The organism is Longimicrobium sp., assembly GCF_036399935.1.
Classification (GTDB): domain Bacteria; phylum Gemmatimonadota; class Gemmatimonadetes; order Longimicrobiales; family Longimicrobiaceae; genus Longimicrobium.
In genome coordinates, this window is record NZ_DASWMD010000033.1 from 39,465 (window position 1) to 59,203 (window position 19,739).

Here is a 19,739-nt window from a genome sequence, read left to right on the forward strand (position 1 = left end):
TGCGTGTACGACCTGAGCGATTTCCAGCTTCACATCCTGCAGGTCCTCTGGGACCGCGGCGAAGCATCCGCCGCGGACGTGCACCGCGCCGTGGGCCGGACCCGGCGTGTGGCAGTGACGACCGTTTCCACCATCCTGCAGCGGCTCGAGCGGCGCGGCGTGGTCACACATCGGGTCGAGGGGCGGGGCTTCGTCTATCTTCCGCTGGTGGCAGAGCACGAAGTACGGCGGTCCATGATCAAGGATGTGGTGCGACGCCTGTTCCGAGGAGACGCCACCGCCGTAGTTACTCAGGTGCTTGCCGCAAAGGACCTCTCCGAAGGCGACCTGGAACAAATCCAATCCCATATCGACGAAGCGCGCCGTCGTCGGGGCTCCGATGACTGAAGAATGGTAATCCCGGTACTGGCCTGGGCAGGTACCTACCTGCTCCACAGCGCCCTGCTGCTCCTGGCCGCTGAGGCATTGGACCGGTGGATGCCCGCCGGGCGCGACCATGTCAGGGAGACGGCTTGGCGGGGCGCGGTCCTGCTCCCGCTCCTTTCCGTCTCCCTCCCACGGATCGCGATGCTGCGGGGCCCGGCCCAGAACTCGGTAGGGTTGGCCGCGGGCGGTGCCACGCCGAGCCTCGTCCTGAGCAGCGCGATGTCCTGGACTACGCCCGTGATGTTCGTGTGGGCACTCGTCTCTCTCATTCTTGTCACTCGGCTTGTTGCCGGGTATCTGCACCTGCGGCGCGCGGCTGGGCACCTCCGGATGCCCACGGCTGACGAGACGGACCGGATACGGGCAGCCGCGCCGGACGCCTGGCCGAAGGTCCGGCTCGCCGAGGGGGTACTCTCTCCGACCACCTTCCACGCGCAGATCTGGATTCATCCTGCCATGGTTGCGGCGCTCACCCCGGGCGAGTTGAAGGCCGTCCTGGCGCACGAGACGGCGCACCTGGCGCGCCGGGACCCGGCCTGGAGGTGGATCGTCGCGCTTGTCTCCCGGATACTCGTCTTCCAGCCGCTCTTGTGGAGGGCCGAGGCGAGACTTCGTGAACTCTCAGAATGCCTCTGTGATGCCCGCGCCGTTCGGGAGGGCGCCAGCGGGCTCGACTTGGCGAGTGCGCTGGGCAAGGTGGCGCGCTGGCTGAACGAGCCACCGGTTTCTCACGTCGCGGCACTGGTCGGTGACGAGTCATTGACGCTGCGCCGCGTCCGGCGTCTGCTCGGCGGGAACGGGGAGCCGGACCCTGCCCCGCCGCCCGCGCTCCGCGCCGTTCTGCTCGCCGGCGTGACCCTGACGATGTGCGCCGCGGCTCCCGGTGTGCGGGGCCTGGACCACTATACGGTTTTCGGCCGGGACCCAGCCGGCTCCTTCACCGTGACGATCGAGGGGAGCCGGGTCGTGGCCGCTTCCCTCGGCGGAAAGACCCTCGCTGCGGCGGACATCGAGCAGCGCGGCGGATCCGTCCGCCTGCGAAGCGGCGACAGCCCTCCGCTCGATCTGCGCCTCGCTCCGGAGCAGCGTGGTCTACGCTGGGCCCCGCGCCCGCCGCCCTTTTCCCGGTAAGCACGACGCGAGCACCCTTCACCCCCAGCCAAAGGAGCATTGACATGCGATTTTTAACTACACTCGTAGTTCTCTGGGCCGTCGGCACTCCGCTGGGGGCCCAGCCGGGGGCTGATACCCTCCACGCGCTCACCAGGGCATACGTGGGAGTCGAAGCAGTCGGGCCGGTTGCGCCGGACTCGGTCTGGCCGGGGTTCCGGCCGGATACCGTTCCTGTCGTGTTCGTCCTCCGGGGGCGCGGCGCGGTGCTGTTCGGCTGGCGGGGTGCCCCGCCTACCGGGTACGCTGGCGTTCCCAGTGTCCCGAGCGCCCTCTGGATCGGCGAGGCCGCGGCGGGAGCGGCGAGCACGAGCACGGAAATCTCCGGGCGGAGAGCGGCGCAGGTGGTCGTGGGCGAGCTGGATCCGATCGCCCTCGCAGGCACGGCGGTCCACGAGGCGTTCCACGTATTTCAGCGGGCGAATGCGCGGCCGGACCGGCGCTTCGGCCGCGGAGAGAACTCCGCCCTGGTGTCGCGGTACCCGGTCTTCGACGCGCGCGACGAGGCGGCGTTCGCGCTGGAGGCCCGCCTGCTCAGCGAAGCCCTCCGCGCGACCCGCCGCACGGACCGCGTGCGGCTGGCCCAGGAGTTCGTCGCCGCGCGCGAAGCGCGGCACCGTCGGCTGCCAGAGGAGATCGCTCAGTTCGATCGCATGGCCGAGCTCAACGAGGGTCTGGCCGAGTACGCGCTCCTCAGGACCTCCGAGCTCCTGGCGCGGCGCGACGGGGGGCGAGTGTCCCGCCGCACGCTCACCCTGGCGGATTCGCTCCGGACCATCACGGGGGACGTCAGCCGCTCCGTTCGCCTCCGGTTCTACTCGACGGGTCCCGCGATGGCCGTGCTGCTCGACCGGATGGTGGGGCCGTCATGGAAGCGTCGCCTCGTCGAGGACGACCTGACCCTGCAAGAGGCCGTTGCTGAGGCGGCCGGGCTGCGGGAGCGCGAACGGAGCCTTATCGCCGATGCGACCCGGCGGCATCCCGCGCCCGACCTCCTGGCGGAGGCCGAGCGGAACATCGCCGCGCTGCGGGCCCGCCGCCGTGCGCAGATGGACAGCGTTCTCGCCGCGCCCGGCGTCCTGCTCGTGGTCGATGCCAGCCGGATGGCGCAGCGAGACCACGGGAATTGCGGATTCGACCCGCAGAACACGCTGCCGGTCACCCAGCGGATCAAGATTCACATGCGCTGGTTCCGGCCCTGCAACACGAGCAACACGAGCGGCGAGTTCAACACGAAGGTGGTTCACGACGAATCCCTCGGCACGCTGGCGGCGGTCCTGGGCGATGAGAGCGCGGTGGAGGTGACGATCGGGGGAGGGGCCGTGCGGCTCGCGGACGGGGAGCGCCGCGAAGGTCAGAGAGACATCCGCATCGTCGCCCCGTCCGCGAGCTACCAGGCAGGCAAGGGAACGCTCGTTCGCCGGGGACGTGAGTTGAGGCTCGAACTGGAGCCGGACTGACGCTCACGGGGGGGCTCAGCGGGAACCCCGGTCAGCGCCGCCGTTGCGGCTTCAAGCGCCGCGTCGGAGCCGAGGGGCCGACCGGGCGGGTTACCCCGCGGCAAGAACAGCGGAAAGCCCCGACTCCCTTGAGCGGGTGAACCCGCCGCTCGGAAAGCGGAAAGCCCCGACTCGGGCCGCTGTCGCGCCCGGCTCGGGGCTTCACCTGCACATGCACCACACCAGCCGGAGCGCGACCGACTACGCATGCAGTCCGCGAAGGCGGACTTCGTGCCGTTGTAGCCGCGACTTCAGTCGCCCCAGCAGGGCCGGGGGATCAACGGATGACCGACTCCTCCTGCTCCTCTTCCTCGGCCTGGTCGCGGCGGTCGCGCGGGGGGCGGCCGAAGGCGTACGAGAAGCTCAGCGTGGCGCTGCGCGCGCTCCACTGGCTGCGGCCGATCTGCACGTGCGACGGGTCGCTCGTGGTGAAGGAGGAGCGGTACAGGTCGAACGGGTCCGTCACCATCAGGTTGAGCGTCGCCCGGTTGTTCCACAGCTGCTGGCGCAGCCCCACGTGCGTCATCAGCGACGACGACACGCGGCCCTGCGGCACGTCGCGCGCCGGGTTGTACGCCGCCATCGCCTGCATCGCCAGCGTCTCGGTGATGCGCGCGCTCAGGTTGCCGCGCGCGCCCCAGCGGAACGCATCGCCCGAGTAGTCCAGCGCCAGGTTGCTGGCGTTGCGCACCTCGCGCGCGCCGTTGACGCTCACGTTGCCGCTGATCCCCCCGATCGGGCGGACGGACGCGCTCACCGAGGTGCCGTACGATGTAAGCGAGGCCACGTTCTCCCACGTCACCGTCGAGATGCCGGCCGCGTCGACCGTCTTGATCTGCGTCCAGTCGTTGTCCGTGCGGCGGTAGAAGGGCGAAGCGCGCAGCGTTCCGAAGCCGGTGGTCCAGCTGGCGTCCAGGCTCACGGAGCTGGCGTACTGGGGCTCCAGGTCCGGGTTGCCCACCGTGCGGTTCAGCGGATCGGTGGACAGGTTCGTGGGATTCAGGATCTGCGGCCGCGGGCGCCGAATCCGCCGCGAGTACGAAAGGCGCAGGTCGCGCCCGTCGCCCAGGTCCCACCGCACGTTGGCGCTGGGAAACAGGCTCAGGTAGGCGTTGTCGTACTCCTGAACCGCCGCGGGCAGCGTCAGCTTCGTGTCGGCGTGCTCCGCCCGCAGCCCGCCCTGAAGCGTGAACGCGCCCAGCGTGCGTGACGCGGTGCCGTACGCCGAGTGCAGCGTCTGCCGGTAGCCGAACACCATGTTCGTGGCCACGACGCCCGCCTGGCCCTCGTCCGCGAACACCTCCAGCATCCGGTCGTCGTTCGTGTCCTGCACCTCGGCCCGGTATCCCAGCTCCACGCGGCCCTTGGGTCCCCACGGACGTACGTAGTCGGCGCGCAGCTGCCGTTGGCGCTCGGCACCCACGTCGTCGCGCACCCGCAGCTCCACCGGCTCGTCCGCCGCGCTGCCGTCGTTCTCGAAGAGCTCGCGGCGCGTGCGGCTGAACGTGTCGTCCTCGCCCGCCTCGTACTCCACGTCGATGGAAAGCTCGTGCTCACCGCCCATGAACACGCCCCCGCCGCCGCCCCGCGGACCGCCGTGTCCGCCGCCGTACCCACCGGGTCCGCCGGGCCCGCCCGGGCCACCCGGTCCGCCCTGCCCGGGTCCGCCGCGGCCCTGGGCGCCCTCGCCGCCGCGCTCCGTAGTACGCCGGCGGGCGGCCGCGGCAAAGCTGTGGCGGAAGCCAGCCGAAAAGTCGGCCGACACGCTGTTGCGCGAATCGTCCAGGGCGCGGTCGTACAGCTCCAGCGGGGTGCGCGCCTCGTTCATCCGGGTGTAGCGCGTCACGCCGTCCGCGTCGTTCTGGTTGCGCCAGACGGCCCCTTCCGCGTGAAGCGACGAGGCGCGGCTCAACTGGTACTCGGCGGAGAAATCCAGGTTGCCGGACAGTCCCTCGTCTTCGCGCCACCCGTCCTGTTCCAGCAGGGTCACGGGCGAGGCCAGCAGGTTCTGCCGCAGGTCGAAGCTGGTGGTGCGCCGGTCGGAGCGGCGCAGAAAGCCGCCGCCGAACAGGGTCCACGCACCGCTCTGGTAGGTCAGCCGCCCGCCGGCGCCGGCCTCGCCCCGGCTGCTGGCGTTGGTGAAGACGTTGCCGCTCAGCCCCAGGTCTACGTCGCGGTGCAGCACCACGTTCACGATGCCGCCCGCGCCCTCGGCCTCGAACCGCGCGGAGGGGTTGGGGATCACCTCGATGCGCTCGATGCGGTCCGCGGGAAACTGCTGAAGGAACAATTCCAGCTGCTCGCCCTGCATGGGCGCCGGGCGGCCGTTCAGGTAGATCTGCGCCGCGGTGCCGCGAAGCTGCACGCCACCGGTGACGCCCACCTCCAGCTCCGGCACGGCGCGCAGCACGTCGGTGGCCACGCCGCCGCTGGCCACGGGCATGTCGCGCGTCGAGTAGATGGTGCGGTCCGGCGCCACGACCACCGCCGAGCGCTCGGCCACCACCTCTACCTCGCCCAGCAGCAGCACGGACGAGGCAAGGCGGATGGTCCCCAGGTCTGCCGGCGCGCCCGCCGCCACCACCGCGTCGGCGCGATGCGGCGAGTATCCCAGCAGCGCCGCGCGCAGCGAATACCGCCCCGGCGCGGCCTGGATGCGGAAGCGCCCCGCCGCGTCCGTCTGCGCCCCGGCGACGGCCAAGGTGTCGCCCCCCGCGTGAAGGGTCACCCGCACGGAAGCCAGCGGCCGACCGGACGTGGCTTCCACCACCGTCCCGGTGACGGAGCCGGCCTGTGCGTGCGCGGCCAGGGGAAGGGCCGCCAGGGCGGCCGAAAAGGCGAGCATCCGCCCGAAGAACTTGAAAGGACTCATCTTGCTTTCCGCTGTCGGCGCGCCGTCTTGGCAGGGCACGCCGGTGAACGATCCATGTGCAGGGTAGACCACCGGCCCCGCCGTTTCGTTGGCACATCGGCGGCGCCGCATCCGTGGCCCGGTTCCTGACGACATGAAAGGGGACGCGCCGCGGCGGGGCATCTTCCGCGTCGTCGGTGGGTGAGCGCATGGAATCAACCGGACGAGGAGAAGCGGGATGGCGGATCGGCTGGATGCGGCGGCGAGCGGAACGTTCCTGGTGGGCGACATCCCGGTCAACAGGCTGGGCTTCGGCGCCATGCGGATCACCGGGGAAGGGGTCTGGGGCCCGCCCAAGGACGGCGAGGAGTGCATTCGCGTGCTGAAGCGCACGGTGGAGGTGGGCATCGACCTGATCGACACGGCCGATTCCTACGGGCCCAACGTCAGCGAGGAGCTGATCGCCGAGGCGCTGTACCCGTATCCCCGCGGCCTGCTGATCGCCACCAAGGGCGGCTTCACGCGCTCCGGCCCCGGCAAATGGACCGAGAACGGACATCCGAAGCACCTGCGGGCCGCGTGCGAGGGAAGCCTCCGGCGGCTGCGGCTGGACACCATCGACCTGTGGCAGCTTCACCGCATCGACCCCGCCATCCCGGCCGAGGACCAGGTGGGCACCGTGGCAGACCTGCGGCGCGAGGGCAAGATCCGCCACGTCGGCCTCTCGGAGGTGACGGTGGAGCAGATCGAGGCGGCGCGGCGCGAGGTGCCCATCGCCACGGTGCAGAACCGCTACAACGTGGCGGACCGCGAGTGGGAAGGCGTGCTGGAGCATTGCGAGCTGCACGGGATCGGCTTCATCCCCTGGTACCCGCTGGCGGTCGGCAAGCTGGCGGATGAGGGTGGTCCGCTTGCGGAGGCGGCGCGCCGGCGGGGCGTGGCTGCGTCGCAGGTGGCGCTGGCCTGGCTGCTGCGGCGCTCGCCGGTGATGCTGCCCATCCCGGGCACCTCCAAGGTCGCGCACCTGGACGAGAACGTCGCCGCCGCCGCGGTGGAGCTGGCGGACGACGAGTTCCGCCGCATCGGCGAGGCCGCGGGCGGCGAGGAAGCCTGATCCACACACGGGGATGCAGAACGTGGCGAGCAACGACGTGGTCGCCCGCATCGGGCGGGAGCACTATCGCACGGAGATCGAGGTCGGCGGCAAGAGCGTCGTCGTCGACGAGCCCGCCAGCCTGGGCGGGGGCGATTCCGGCCCCACGCCCTACGACATGATCCTGGGGTCCATCGGCGCGTGCACGGCGATGACGGTGCGGATGTACGCCGACCGCAAGGGCTGGCCGCTGGAAAGCGTGACGGTGCGCCTGCGGCAGGCGCGCAGCTACCAGCAGGACTGCGAGGACTGCGGCGCGCAGGCGCTTCCCGGCATCACCATCGAACGGGAGCTGGTGATGGAGGGCGCGCTGGACGACGAGCAGCGCGAGCGGCTGACGCAGATCGCCGACCGCTGCCCCGTGAAGCAGGCGCTGGAGCGCGGCGTCCACGTTCAGCCGGCGCAGCCCGCGTGATGCGCCGGTCCTGGCTCCTCGTCCTCCCGCTCGCGTGCGTGCTGTCGCTGGCGGCGTGCGGCACGGGGGTGGAGCTGGTCGCGGAGAGCGACGGGCCGCCGCCCTGGCGCACGGCGTTCACCGAGCGCGCGGCGTTCGTGGCGGCTCGCGACAGCAACACCCTTCACGTGCTTCCCATCGACAGCGCCGGCCAGCCGAGCGCCGCCGGCCACCTGCGCGTTCCCGGCCGCATCGACGCCATGGCGGCGCGCGGCACCCACGTGTTCCTGGGCATCACCCTTCACCAGAACGCGCTGCAGGCGCCGCTGACACGCGAGTGGATCGACCAGGGCTGGCTGCTCGTCGACGAGCGGTTCTCGTCCGGCGGGGCGTTCCTGGGCGGGAGCAACCTGGTGATCTTCGACGTGGCCGATCCGGCGCGCCCGCGCTTCGTCTCGGCGCTGGTCACCACCCCCATGCCGATGACGGACATCCGCGAGATCGTTCTGCAGGACGGCCGGGCGTACCTGGTGACGGACGTGGGCGTGTGGCTGGCCGACGTCGCCGACGCGGCCGCCCCGCGGCTGGTGGGCCGGATATCCGAAACCGGCGTGGCGGTGGCCGCCGGCCGGCACCTGTACGTGGCCGAAGGCGCGGCGCGGCCGGGGGAGGCGGCCGGAGCGCGGAACGTGGGCGGCGGGATGAAGATCGTGGACGTCTCCAACCCCGCCGCGCCGCGCGTACTGGGCCGGCTGGACGCGCGCGCGCTGGGCACCCGCGAGGACGCGGGCGTGTACGGCGCGGACGTGGACGTGATCGCCGCGGGCGAGCGCCACGTGTACCTGGACGCCGAGGTGCGGGTGGGCGCCCGCACCCGCGACTTCCTGGTGACGGTGGACGTGTCCGACCCCGCCCAGCCGCGCGAGGTGGCGCGCGTGGAGGTGGATTTCCTGGACGGGCTCGTCGTCCGCGGGCGCACGCTGTACGCCTACGGCACCGGCGGGTCGCGCGCGCTGGTGCGGCGCTACGACCTTTCCAACCCCGCGGCGCCGCGCGAAACCGGCCGCTACGACCTGGACGACGCCACCGACATGGAGTCCGTCGGCAACCTGGAGGCGGCGAACGGCCTGTTGTACGTGCAGAACGACGACCTGGGAGTTTCGGTCTTCCGCCTGCCTCAGTGACGCCGGCGGACCGGCGCGAAAAAAAGTACGGGCGTTTCGGGCGCCCGGGTGCTATTATTGCGATGGCCTCTCAGGGTCGGACACCAGGCACCCAGGACGCACCATGCACGGCAACAAGCAGGCGTACCAGGCCGCGTACGAACGCGCGCTCTCCGGCAAGAGCACGCGGAGCCTCCTCGACATGTTGACGTGGCCGTTCGAGGACAACTACAGCCGCCAGTCGCGCGAGCAGGGCGCCCGCGACGGCGCCGCTGCCCGCCTGGCGCAGGGAGCCGCACAAACCTCGAGCGCGCCGACGCAGCACTGAGGCCGTCACGGCCCGGCGCATCGCCGGGCCGTCCTCGTTCCTCCCCCGGGTCCGCTGCACCCGCTCGACGGGTGGGGCCCGATCGGCTATTCTCCGCGTATTCAGACACCCCCGCTGCCACCTCCCACACCCCTGATCGACCATGGCGAGCAGCAAGGCCGCGACCGTCGAAGAGTACCTCCAGGAACTGCCGGAAGATCGCCGCGAGGTCGTCTCCACCGTGCGCGACGTCATCCTCCGCAACCTTCCCGAGGGCTACACGGAAACCATGGCGTGGGGGATGATCACCTACGCCATTCCCCTGGAGCGCTATCCCACGACCTACAACGGCCAGCCGCTGGGATACGCCGCGCTGGCCGCGCAAAAGAACAACTACTCGCTGTACCTGCTGGGCGCGTACATGGACCCGGAGCAGGAGGAGGCGCTGCTCGAGGCGTTCCGGCGGGAGGGGAAGAAGCTGGACATGGGCAAGTCGTGCGTCCGCTTCAAGAAAACCGCCGATCTGCCACTCGACGCCATCGGCGAGCTGATTGCCGCCACCACTCCCGAGCAGTTCATCGCGCGCTACGAGGCCAGCCGCGCGCAGTGACCCGACCAGCGGGTCTCTCACAGTGGCAGAGGCCTCGGCCCTGCTGGGGCGACTGAAGTCGCGGCAACCAAGGCCCAAAGTCCGCCTCCGCGGACTGCACGCGCAGTCGAGTGCGCGATGCCATCCGAAGTGCAATTCAGGTCTCCCCCTCCCCTGCGCAGCGGGGGACGGGGGCTGGGGGGAGGGGGCTCCCGCGGCACGCGAGGCAGCCGATCGACCGTCGACCGAAGTTCTCCCCCTCTCCGCACAGCAGTTCCGTGCGGGGAGGGGGCCGGGGGGAGGGGCCCGCCGCGGCGTGCTCCGGGGTTAGTCGAAACGCGGTCCGTATCGTACTTTCCAGGGAGGAGCCACGTGGCTCCTCCTTGTTGCTATCGATCACGCTCGATCCGCGCCGCCGAAGACATGGCCCACGATCCTACGTCCATCCCCGCGGTGCAGCCGCTGGATTCGCACAACCGCCGGCTGCTGGAGAACGTCCATCCCACCACGTGGACGAATCCCACACCGCCGAAGGGGGGCTACCACCTCGTCGTCGTCGGCGCGGGGACGGCGGGGCTGGTGACGGCGGCCATCGGCGCCGCCGTCGGCGCGCGGGTGGCGCTCATCGAGCGCGCGCTGATGGGGGGCGACTGCCTGAACGTGGGCTGCGTGCCGTCGAAAGCCCTGCTCGCCGCCGCCAGGTCGTGGCACGCGGTGCGGGAGGCGGCGGGGCGGTATGGTGGTCCCGCGGCGGGGGGGAATGGCGATTTCGGCGCGGTGATGGAGCGCATGCGGCGCATCCGCGCCGACCTCAGCCCCGTGGACAGCGCCGCGCGCTTCCGCGACCAGATCGGCGTAGACGTGTACCTGGGTGACGCGCGCTTCGTGGCCAACGACGCGGTGGAGGTGGATGGAAAACGCCTGCGCTTTCACCGCGCCGTAATCGCCACCGGCGGCCGCGCGGCGGTTCCGGATGTCCAGGGGCTGGCGGATTCCGGCTATCTCACCAACGAGACCTTCTATTCGCTTACCGAGCGCCCCGAGCACCTGGCCATCCTCGGCGGCGGCCCCATCGGGTGCGAGATGGCGCAGGCCGTCGCGCGCATGGGCGGGCGCGTGACCCTCATCGAATCCGGCGACCGCCTGCTGAAGAACGACGATCCCGACGCGGGCGAAGTGGTCGCGTCCGCGCTCCGGCGGGACGGTGTCGAGGTCCTGCTGGGTGCGCGCGTGGAGTCGGTGCGCGCGGACGGGGCGGGGAAGACCCTGCGCATCTCGCACGCGGGCGCGGTGCGGCCCGTGGCGGCTTCGCACCTGCTGGTGGCCGCGGGACGCGCGCCGAACGTGGAAGGGCTGGGACTGGAGCAGGCCGGCGTGGGGGTGAGCGAGCACGGGGTTGCGGTCGACGAGCGGATGCGCACCTCCAACCCGCGCGTCTACGCCATCGGCGACGTGGCGTCGAAGTTCAAGTTCACCCACGCGGCGGATGCCCAGGCGCGGATGGTGGTGCGCAACGCCCTCTTCTTCGGGCGCGGCAAGGTCGCGGACCTGGTGATCCCCTGGTGCACGTACACCTCGCCCGAGGTGGCGCACGTCGGCCTCTCGCCGGACGAGGTTCGACAGCGCGGCGACGAGGTGCAGACCATCACCATCCAGATGGAGGAGGTGGACCGCGCGCGCCTGGAAGGCACCACGGAGGGCTTCTTTCGCGTCCACCTGAAGGCGGGTTCCGACACCATCCTGGGCGCCACGCTCGTGGGCGAGCACGCCGGCGATCTCATCACGCAGGTGACGCAGGCGATGACGGCGGGGATCGGGCTGGGAAAGCTGGGCGAAGTGATCTACCCGTATCCCACCAGCGCCGAGGTCATCCGCAAGGCCGCGGACGCCTGGCGCCGCGGCAAGCTGACGCCCACGGCCAAGAAGGCGTTCGGGATCTTCTTCAAGCTGGTGAAGTGAATGACGAACCGCGGAAGGGCATCCAGCCCCTCCGCGGCTCACCGGTTCCTCCGCCTCCGCATGAAACCCTGGCGGATCACAGGTTCGCCAGCACCCAGTCGGTCATCATGGTGAACAGGTGCGCGCTGGTCGGCCCGCCCGAGATGGAGTGGTTGCGGTTGGGGTAGGCCATGAAGGTGAACTGCTTGCCCGCGGCCTGCAGCGCGTTGGCCAGCCGCACGCTGTTCTGAAAGTGCACGTTGTCGTCGCCCGTGCCGTGCACCAGCAGCAGCTTGCCGCGCAGGTTGGCCGCCTCGCCCACCGGGCTGCGGCGGTACCCCTCGGGGTTCTCCTGCGGGGTCCGCATGAAGCGCTCGGTGTAGATGGTGTCGTACAGCCCCCAGTCGGCCACGGGGGCCACCGACACGCCGGCCTTGAAGGGTGCGCCCGGCTGCATCATGCTGAACGCCGTCATGAAGCCGCCGTAGCTCCACCCCCAGATGCCGATGCGCTGCGCGTCTACGTACGGCTGCCGCGCCAGCCACTGGGCCGCCGCGACCTGGTCGACCGCCTCGTGCTCGCCCAGCCGCAGGTACGTCACCTTCTTGAAGTCGCGCCCGCGCCCGCCCGTGCCGCGGTTGTCGACGCTGACCACCAGGTAGCCGTTCTGGGCCATCACCTGGTGCCACAGGTAGCGGTTGCCGCCCCACGCGTCCGTCGCCGTCTGCGAGCCCGGCCCGCCGTAGACGTACATCAGCACGGGGTATCTCTTCGACGGATCGAAGTCGGCCGGGCGGATGATGGTGGCGTTCAGCATCACCCCGTCGGCCCCGGGCACCTGGATGAACTCGGGCTTGCGGATGGCGAGCGCCTCCAGCGTCTGCCGCACGCGGGCGTTGTCGGCCAGGGTGCGGACGTGCGCGCCGTCCGGCCGCCGCAGCGAGATGACGGGCGGCACGCCGGCCTGGGAGTGGAAGTCCAGCCAGTAGGTGCCCGCCGGGCTCAGCGCCGCCACGTGCGTGCCCCGCTCGCGGCTCACCTGCTGCACGCCGCCGCGCCCGTTCAGCCGCACGCGGTACACGTGGCGCTCGGTGGGCCCTTCCTCCGTCGCGCCGAAGTACACCCAGCCGTTCTTCTCGTCGATCCCCAGGACGCTGGTGACCTCCCATTCGCCGCGCGTCAGCTGGCGGGCCGGCGAGCCGTTGCGGTTGTACACGTACAGGTGGTTGAACCCGTCGCGCTCGCTCGTCCACAGGAACTGGCGCCCGCCGTTCAGCCAGCGAAAGTCGTCCCCCACGTCCACCCAGGCGCTGTCGCTCTCGGTGAACAGCACGCGGCTGCGGCCCGTCCCCGCGTCGGCCACCATCACGTCCAGGCGGTTCTGGATGCGGTTGGTGCGCTGGATGACGATCTCCGAGGGCGACGCCGCCCACTCCATCCGGGCCAGCAGCACCGACGGGTCGCTCCCGGTGTCCATCCACCGCGTTTCGCCCCCCTCCGCGCCCACCACGCCGATGCGGGCGATGGGGTTGGGGGTGCCGGCCTTGGGATAGCGAAGCGCCACCGGCTGCGCGTACAGGCTGTCCGTCTCCTGCATCATGTAGAAGGTGCGCACGGAAGACTGGTCGATGCGCCAGTAGGCGATGCGCCGCCCGTCGGGGCTCCACCGCCAGCCGTCCTGCAGCCCCAGCTCCTCCTCGTACACCCAGTCGAAGGTGCCGTTGATGATCTGCTCGCCGCCGTCGCGGGTCAGCCGCGTCTCTCGTCCGGAAGCCAGGTCGGTGACGAAGAGGTCGTTGTCGCGGACGAAGCCCACCTTGCCGCCATCGGGGGAGAACTTGGCGAACTGCTGCCAGCCGGGGGCGGTGGAAACGGGTGTCAGCCGCCGCGCGGCGACGTCCCACACGTAGAAGGTGCCCTTGGTGTTGGCGCGCCAGACAGGCTGCCTGTTGGTGTACACCAGCAGCTTGCGCTCGTCGTCGGACCACTGGTAGTCCTCGATGTCGATGGGCTCGGCCGCCCCCGCGGGCACCAGCAGGGCCGCGTCCACGATCACGGAGCGGGTGCCGGTGGCGGCGTCCTCCACCATCAGGTCGCCGTCGTCGCCCACGAAGGTGAAGCGCTGGCCGTCGTTCATCCACTGCACCGCCGGCAGCGACTGCAGGCGGAACTCGGGCGAGGCGAAGATGCGCTCGATGGAAAGCCGCGACGGGTCCTGCGCCTGCGCGGGCGCCGCCTGGGGGGCAGCCGCCGACAGCGCCAGAACGGCAAGCAGCGCGCGGCGGGTGAGGATAGTGTGTGGCATGGTTCGCGTTGGTGTCGGGACGACGCGCCGCGTACGGAAGGCGCCGCGGGCAATGGCGATACTGGCGATTGATACGGGACGGCGCCAGTGCGGGTTCCCTCGCGCCCGGCACGTCCCTGTTGTCGCGCCGCCCGCACGGACTATCTTGCGTGCAATCCGGCTTCCCGATCCTCCGCCACACACACGATCCGCCACCCCGCACATGAGCGTACCGCAGGCGGCGCCGCACGCCGCGCCCGCAGACCACGACACCGGCACCTTCGTCGACGAGCTTCCGCGCAGGCTGGGCATCTGGAGCGCGGCGGCGGTGCTGGTGGGCTCCACCATCGGCAGCGGCATCTTTCGCGTGCCCGCCCCCGTGGCCGAGCGGGTGGGCACGCTGGGCGCCTTTTCGCTGATCTGGATCGTCGGCGCGCTGGTGGCGCTGATGGGCGCGCTGACCATCGCCGAGCTGGCGGCCATGTTCCCGCGCTCGGGGGGCGTCTACGTCTTCCTTCGCGAGGCGTACGGGCCGCTCCCCGCGTTCCTCTTCGGCTGGACGGAGCTGCTGGTGATCCGCCCCTCGGCGCTGGGCGCCATCGCCATGATCTTCGCCGAGTACGCGGGGCGCATGTTCGGCTACGGGCCGGGGTGGGTGCGCTGGGTGGCGGCGGGCGCCATCCTGGGGCTGGGGCTGGCCAACATCCGCTCTGTGAAGTGGGGTTCGGTGGTGCAGAACCTGAGCACCGGCGCCAAGGTGATCGCCATCGTGGGGCTGGCCTTCGCCGCGTTCCTGCTGGGAGACCGGGGCGGCGGCGCGCTGGCGAACCCCAACGGCCTGGCGCCCACCTCGTGGGTGGGCTTCGGCCTGGCACTGGTGTCGGTGATGTGGGCGTACGACGGCTGGGCGGACCTCACCTTCATGGCGGGCGAGGTGAAGGACCCGGGCCGCACCATGCCGCGCGCCATCATCGGCGGGGTGCTGGCGGTGGCGGCCATCTACCTGACCATCGTGGCCGGCTACCTGTTCGTGATGACGATGCCCGAGATGGCAAAGAGCACGCTGGTGGCGTCGGACGTGGCGCAGAAGATCTTTGGGCCCGTCGGCGCCTCGGTGGTGGCGGGGATGGTGATGATCTCCACCTTCGGCGCCCTGAACGGGTCGACGATGACGGGGCCGCGCATCCTGTACGCCATGGCCGCCGACGGCAACTTCTTCAGCCCCATCGCGGCGGTGCACCCGCGGTGGAAGACGCCGTACGCGGCCATCGGGCTGGCCGCCAGCCTGGGGATCGCGTACGTGCTGGGCCGCAGCTTCCAGCAGCTGGCCGATTCGTTCGTGCTGGGGATCTGGCCCTTCTATGCGCTGAGCGTGCTGGCCGTGTTTCGCCTGCGCCGCACCCGGCCGGACCTGCCGCGCCCCTACCGCACGGCGGGGTATCCCGTGGTGCCGGTGCTGTTCCTGGTGGGCGCCTGCGGCATGCTGCTGAACTCGGCCATCAACGACACGGCCAACTCGGCGCTGGGCTTCGGAATCATCCTGCTGGGCATTCCGGCGTACTACCTGTGGCGCGCCGTGTCGAAGGCCTGAGCGGCTCCGGCGCGCAACTTGCGGCGCCGCGGCGCGCCTTTTTCAGGGCGGAGCGAGCGGAACCTTTCGGAACGGGCAGGCTATCAGGGCCGGAAGCACCGTGCGGAGCGCGCCCGGGAGAAAAGATTGACTTTGGACGCCTTGCGGCCTACATTGACCTGTTATGAGAAAGCATTTCCGGGGGGATACAAACCGCTCCGCGTGAATTGAGAGCAGCGAGCCTCGCACACCACCGGGGCTCGCTGCTCTCGTCATTTTACCCAAAGGACGAGCCACATGTTCTTGAGCTCACGGGCCCTGGATTCGTTCGACCAGTACCTGCAGGACGTCGAAAAATATCCCCTGATCGACGATCCCGCCGAGGAGCGCGCCCTTGCCCACCGGGCGCGCGCTGGAGACAAGCAGGCCGCCGAGCGTCTCGTGACGGCGAACCTCCGTTTCGTGATCTCCTACGTGAAGAAGTACCAGGGCCGCGGCCTTGGGCTGGCCGAGCTGGTGTGCATCGGCAACGAGGGACTCCTGAAGGCCGTGAAGAAGTTCGATCCGGACAAGGGAGTGAAGTTCATCTCGTACGCCGTCTGGTGGATCCGCCAGACCGTGCTGCAGGCCCTGGCCGAGCAGACGCGGTCGGTGCGCATTCCGCTCAACCAGAACAGCAACCTGGTGCGCCTGTCGCGCGTGGAGACGGCCCTTACGCAGCAGCTGGGCCGCTCGCCGACCGACGAGGAGATCGCCGACGACATGGGCGAGCCGGTGGACACCATCCGCGCCCTGCGCCGTGTGGCCGCCAGCGAGCTTTCGCTCGACGCCCCGCTGGACCGCGGCGACCGTGACAGCGCCAGCTTCGGCGAGCGCTTCGCCGGCAGCGAGGCCGAGCAGATCGAGGAAGAGGTAGAGTCGCAGGCGCGGCGCGAGTTCCTGGAAAAGATGTTCGAGAAGTACCTCACCGAGCGCGAGCGCAAGATCCTGTACCTGTACTACGGGCTCGACGAGGGCGAGGAGCGCACGCTCGAGGAGATCGGCTCCATGCTGGGCGTCACCCGCGAGCGCATCCGCCAGATCCGCAACCGCGCGTTCGAGAAGCTGCGCGAAAGCGCGGACGGCGCGGCCCTCGAGGGGTTCTGGGCGTTGTCGTAAGACCATGGCCGCCGGGCTCCACGGCCCGGCAGGTTCCCCCGAAGGAGAGGGGTGGAGACGGATTCCGTCTCTACCCCTCTCTTTTTCTGCCTGAGGACGAACGCACCTGCGCGCCTGAGGCGCATTCGGCCCGCCCCGCCCGCCCCACTCCCTCGCTCGCCCCCGTCCGCGCCCGCGGACCTCCCGGCCGCTGTTGAATCTTCCCAAACCGCATCCTCCTCTTCGTTCGCGTCCGCGCATGAGTGCGGGTGTGAATGCCCTTGACGGAATATTCAACGGAGGTTATGTTGCCCATGAGCTACGAAGTGGAGTATACGGACGAGTTCGGCGGGTGGTGGGATGGCCTGTCCGAGCGCGAGCAGGACTCGATGGCTGCGTCGGTAGGGCTGCTGGAGCAGAAAGGGCCACACCTGCCGTTTCCTCACAGCAGCAGCATCCGCGGATCGCGCTACAGCCACCTGCGCGAGCTTCGGGTGCAGCACGAGGGGCGGCCCTACCGGGTGCTGTACGCGTTCGATCCGCGCCGGGTCGCCATCCTCCTGATCGGGGGCGACAAGACGGGCGATGGGCGCTGGTACCAGCGGTTCATTCCCGTGGCCGAGGCGCTGTACGACGAGCACCTGGACGAAGTCGCGGCAGAACTCGAAGGGGTATGACCATCAACGCGGGAGCACATAATGGCCAAGAAGTTTCGAGACCTCATGGCGGACTGGAGCCCGGAGCGAACTGCCCGGGTGGAGGCGGAGGCGGCCCGCATGCTTCGCGAGATGCCTCTTCACGAGCTGCGGCACGCCCGCAACCTCACACAGCAGGAACTCGCGTCTACGCTTCGGACGTCGCAGGCGAACGTCTCCAAGCTGGAGCGCCGCACCGACGTCTACGTCAGCACGTTGCGGCGGTACATCCGGGGAATGGGCGGTGAGCTGGAGATCATCGCCCGGTTTCCCGACGGTGCCGTGAGGCTGGAGCAGTTCTCCGGACTCGGCGCGGACGGGGACGACGAGGATGTGCCGTCCGAGCTGCCGGAACCGGTGGTAGCCGGGCGGCGCGTGCGGCGCTAATCTGTCGCCCTGATCGTCGTCCCTGAACGCCAGATTCCAGACGCAGCGCATGCCTGACCAGTTCTCAGCCCGAGTCCGCGCCGACTTTCCCGTCTTCGAGCGGCGGATCGGCGGGAGGCCCATCGCCTTCTTCGACGGGCCGGGCGGAAGCCAGGTGCCCCGGCAGGTGGCCGAGGCGATGAGCGACTACCTGCTGATGCACAACGCCAACACGCACGGGGTGTTCGCCACCAGCGCCGAGACGGACGCCATCCTCACCCGCGCCCGCGAGCGGATGGCGGCGTTCCTGAACGCGCCCTCCCCGAGCGAGGTGGTGTTCGGGCAGAACATGACCACGCTCACCTTCGCCCTTTCGCGTGCGCTGGGCCGCGATTGGGGCCCGGGCGACGAGGTGATCGTCACGCAGCTGGACCACCAGGCCAACGTGGCCCCCTGGCGGCTGATGGCCGAGGACCGCGGGATGACGGTGCACGTGCTGCCGTTCTGCACCGAGACCTACGCGCTGGACTACGACGCGCTGGCCGGGCTGCTTTCGCCGCGGACGCGGCTGGTGGCCGTGGGCGCGGCCTCCAACGCCATCGGCACGGTGAACGACGTGGCGCGCGTGGCGGCGATGGCGCGCGAGGCGGGTGCCCTGTGCTTCGTGGATGCCGTGCACTACGCGCCCCACCGGCTGCCCGACGTGCAGGCCATCGGCTGCGACTTCCTGGCGTGCTCGGCCTACAAGTTCTTCGGGCCGCACCTGGGCATCCTGTGGGGGCGCACGGATCACCTGGAGCGGCTGACCCCGTACAAGGTGCCGCCCGCCAGCAACGCGGCGCCGGAGCGGTGGGAGACGGGGACCATGAACCACGAGGGGATCGCGGCGACGGCGGCGACGGTGGAGTGGATCGCCTCGCTGGCGCCGGAGCAGGGCGGCAGCCTGCGCGACCGCCTGCGGAGCACGTACGATGCCTTCCACGCGCACGAGCAGGCGCTGTTCGCGCGGCTGTACGCGGGGCTCACCGCCATCCCCGGCGTGCGCGTGCACGGGCCGGGTGCCGACGGCCAGCGGACAGCGACGGCGGGGTTCGTGATCGACGGGGTGTCGCCGGACGCGGCGGCGCGGGCGCTGGGCGAGGAGGGCGTGTTCGTGTGGAACGGCGACTTCTACGCGACGACGGTCTGCGATGCGCTCGGCCTTTCGGACTGCGGGGGGCTGATCCGCGCGGGTGTTGCGCCGTACGTCACCGAGGACGACGTGGACCGGCTGGTGGACGGCGTTCGGCGCCTGGCCGGCGGCTGACGCGGGATGCCGCGGCGGGACGAGGCGGTTCCGTTCCGCTGGGACGTGTCCCGGCGCGAACAGCTGGGGCGGCTGCTGGAGGCGGAGCTCCCTCCGGTGCCGCCGTGGTCCGGCGGGCGGGGGATGAGAGCGCTGCTCCCGGAGCTTCGCCCCTGCGCGGCGGGCGTGGTGGCGCGCGCGGGTGATGCGCGGCTGGTGTTCGTCGGGCGGTCGCTGGAGAACGTGTTCGACTACCTGAGCGGAATCCTCAGCGACACGGAGTGGCCGGGCCGCTGCGAGCTGCTGCTGGTCTCGTTGCGAAAGAACGACGACCGGGGGAGCAATGCCGCCCGCGCCGCGCTCCGCGCCCAGTTCGCCGCGGCGGGGCTGGCGCCGGACGCCATCGCCGCGTCCCCGCGGCCGGTATGCTTCGTGGACCTGGTTCACAGCGGCGCCACCTTCGGCCGGCTCTCGGACGAGCTGGCGCGCTGGGCACGCGACGAGGGGGTGGACGTGAACGCCATGCGCCGGCGCGTGCGTTTCGTGGGGATCACCGAGCGTGGGAAGAACAGCCCCAACGCCTGGCGATGGTTCCAGCGCGTGGAGTGGCGAAAGGACTATCCACGGAGCGCACTTCGTGGGCTTTCCGTGCCGTACTGGACGTGGACCACGTGGGGTGACATCCAGGAGAAGACGGTGACTTCGCACAGCCAGGCGCGGTGGGGATCGGACGACATGCACCAGCCGCCGCGGGACCCCGGGCACCTGCGCGCGCTGCGCCTGGCCGTGAACCTTCACGAGCGCGGCCGCATGCGTGAGGAAAGGGAGCGATTCTGCGCAGAGCTGGTCGAGCGGCCGGAAATGCGCGAGCCTTGGCTTCGTTCGCTGGTGGTGCAGATCCGCGCGCGCTGA

General features: G+C 70.6%; 17 protein-coding genes. 15 read left to right on the plus strand and 2 right to left on the minus strand.

Annotation, left to right across the window (positions count from 1 at the left end; all coding sequences use genetic code 11):
* The first annotated feature begins 3 nt into the window (after positions 1-3).
* From VGB24_RS11110 to VGB24_RS11120, 3 genes are all read left to right on the plus strand, one after another.
* A complete protein-coding gene (locus VGB24_RS11110) occupies positions 4-387 on the plus strand; it encodes a BlaI/MecI/CopY family transcriptional regulator (RefSeq protein ID WP_331073011.1) in 384 nt (127 codons plus the stop codon).
* Between the two features lie 3 nt (positions 388-390).
* On the plus strand, positions 391-1,557 hold the full coding sequence (locus VGB24_RS11115; protein ID WP_331073012.1) for a M56 family metallopeptidase: 1,167 nt from the start codon (positions 391-393) through the stop codon (positions 1,555-1,557).
* A gap of 389 nt (positions 1,558-1,946) precedes the next feature.
* Positions 1,947-3,056: a hypothetical protein gene (locus VGB24_RS11120; RefSeq protein ID WP_331073013.1), complete on the plus strand. Its 1,110-nt coding sequence runs from the start codon at positions 1,947-1,949 to the stop codon at positions 3,054-3,056.
* A gap of 316 nt (positions 3,057-3,372) precedes the next feature.
* Here the strand turns inward: VGB24_RS11120 and VGB24_RS11125 are convergent, their stop codons facing one another.
* Positions 3,373-5,967 carry a TonB-dependent receptor domain-containing protein gene (locus VGB24_RS11125; RefSeq protein WP_331073014.1) on the minus strand — a complete coding sequence of 865 codons (2,595 nt, stop codon included), beginning with the start codon at positions 5,965-5,967 and terminating at the stop codon, positions 3,373-3,375.
* Positions 5,968-6,184: 217 nt separating this feature from the next.
* On the opposite strand from VGB24_RS11125, the gene VGB24_RS11130 reads away from it, so the two are divergent.
* The 6 genes from VGB24_RS11130 (at position 6,185) to VGB24_RS11155 (ending at position 11,511) form a co-directional block, all read left to right on the plus strand.
* Complete coding sequence (locus tag VGB24_RS11130; protein WP_331073015.1) at positions 6,185-7,060, plus strand: aldo/keto reductase; 876 nt, start codon at positions 6,185-6,187, stop codon at positions 7,058-7,060.
* 13 nt (positions 7,061-7,073) lie between these two features.
* A complete protein-coding gene (locus tag VGB24_RS11135) occupies positions 7,074-7,514 on the plus strand; it encodes an OsmC family protein (RefSeq protein WP_331073016.1) in 441 nt (146 codons plus the stop codon).
* Positions 7,514-8,677: a hypothetical protein gene (locus tag VGB24_RS11140; RefSeq protein ID WP_331073017.1), complete on the plus strand. Its 1,164-nt coding sequence runs from the start codon at positions 7,514-7,516 to the stop codon at positions 8,675-8,677. Before VGB24_RS11135 ends, VGB24_RS11140 begins: the two co-directional genes overlap by 1 nt.
* A 103-nt stretch (positions 8,678-8,780) precedes the next feature.
* Positions 8,781-8,984, plus strand: a complete 204-nt coding sequence (locus tag VGB24_RS11145; RefSeq protein ID WP_331021973.1) for a hypothetical protein — start codon at positions 8,781-8,783, stop codon at positions 8,982-8,984.
* A gap of 142 nt (positions 8,985-9,126) precedes the next feature.
* A complete protein-coding gene (locus VGB24_RS11150; protein WP_331073018.1) occupies positions 9,127-9,573 on the plus strand; it encodes a DUF1801 domain-containing protein in 447 nt (148 codons plus the stop codon).
* A 402-nt stretch (positions 9,574-9,975) separates the two neighbouring features.
* Positions 9,976-11,511 carry a mercuric reductase gene (locus tag VGB24_RS11155; RefSeq protein WP_331073019.1) on the plus strand — a complete coding sequence of 512 codons (1,536 nt, stop codon included), beginning with the start codon at positions 9,976-9,978 and terminating at the stop codon, positions 11,509-11,511.
* A gap of 76 nt (positions 11,512-11,587) precedes the next feature.
* Here the strand turns inward: VGB24_RS11155 and VGB24_RS11160 are convergent, their stop codons facing one another.
* A complete protein-coding gene (locus VGB24_RS11160) occupies positions 11,588-13,795 on the minus strand; it encodes a S9 family peptidase (protein WP_331073020.1) in 2,208 nt (735 codons plus the stop codon).
* A gap of 202 nt (positions 13,796-13,997) precedes the next feature.
* On the opposite strand from VGB24_RS11160, the gene VGB24_RS11165 reads away from it, so the two are divergent.
* The 6 genes from VGB24_RS11165 (at position 13,998) to VGB24_RS11190 (ending at position 19,739) form a co-directional block, all read left to right on the plus strand.
* Positions 13,998-15,365 carry an APC family permease gene (locus VGB24_RS11165; protein WP_331073021.1) on the plus strand — a complete coding sequence of 456 codons (1,368 nt, stop codon included), beginning with the start codon at positions 13,998-14,000 and terminating at the stop codon, positions 15,363-15,365.
* A 276-nt stretch (positions 15,366-15,641) separates the two neighbouring features.
* Positions 15,642-16,502 (plus strand): RNA polymerase sigma factor RpoD/SigA, encoded by an 861-nt coding sequence (locus VGB24_RS11170; protein WP_331021968.1) that lies wholly within the window; start codon positions 15,642-15,644, stop codon positions 16,500-16,502.
* 293 nt (positions 16,503-16,795) lie between these two features.
* On the plus strand, positions 16,796-17,158 hold the full coding sequence (locus tag VGB24_RS11175; RefSeq protein ID WP_331073022.1) for a type II toxin-antitoxin system RelE/ParE family toxin: 363 nt from the start codon (positions 16,796-16,798) through the stop codon (positions 17,156-17,158).
* A gap of 21 nt (positions 17,159-17,179) precedes the next feature.
* Positions 17,180-17,563, plus strand: a complete 384-nt coding sequence (locus tag VGB24_RS11180) for an XRE family transcriptional regulator (RefSeq protein ID WP_331073023.1) — start codon at positions 17,180-17,182, stop codon at positions 17,561-17,563.
* Between the two features lie 49 nt (positions 17,564-17,612).
* Positions 17,613-18,848, plus strand: coding sequence for a cysteine desulfurase-like protein (locus VGB24_RS11185; protein ID WP_331073024.1), 1,236 nt, complete (start codon positions 17,613-17,615; stop codon positions 18,846-18,848).
* 6 nt (positions 18,849-18,854) lie between these two features.
* Positions 18,855-19,739 (plus strand): hypothetical protein, encoded by an 885-nt coding sequence (locus VGB24_RS11190; protein ID WP_331073025.1) that lies wholly within the window; start codon positions 18,855-18,857, stop codon positions 19,737-19,739.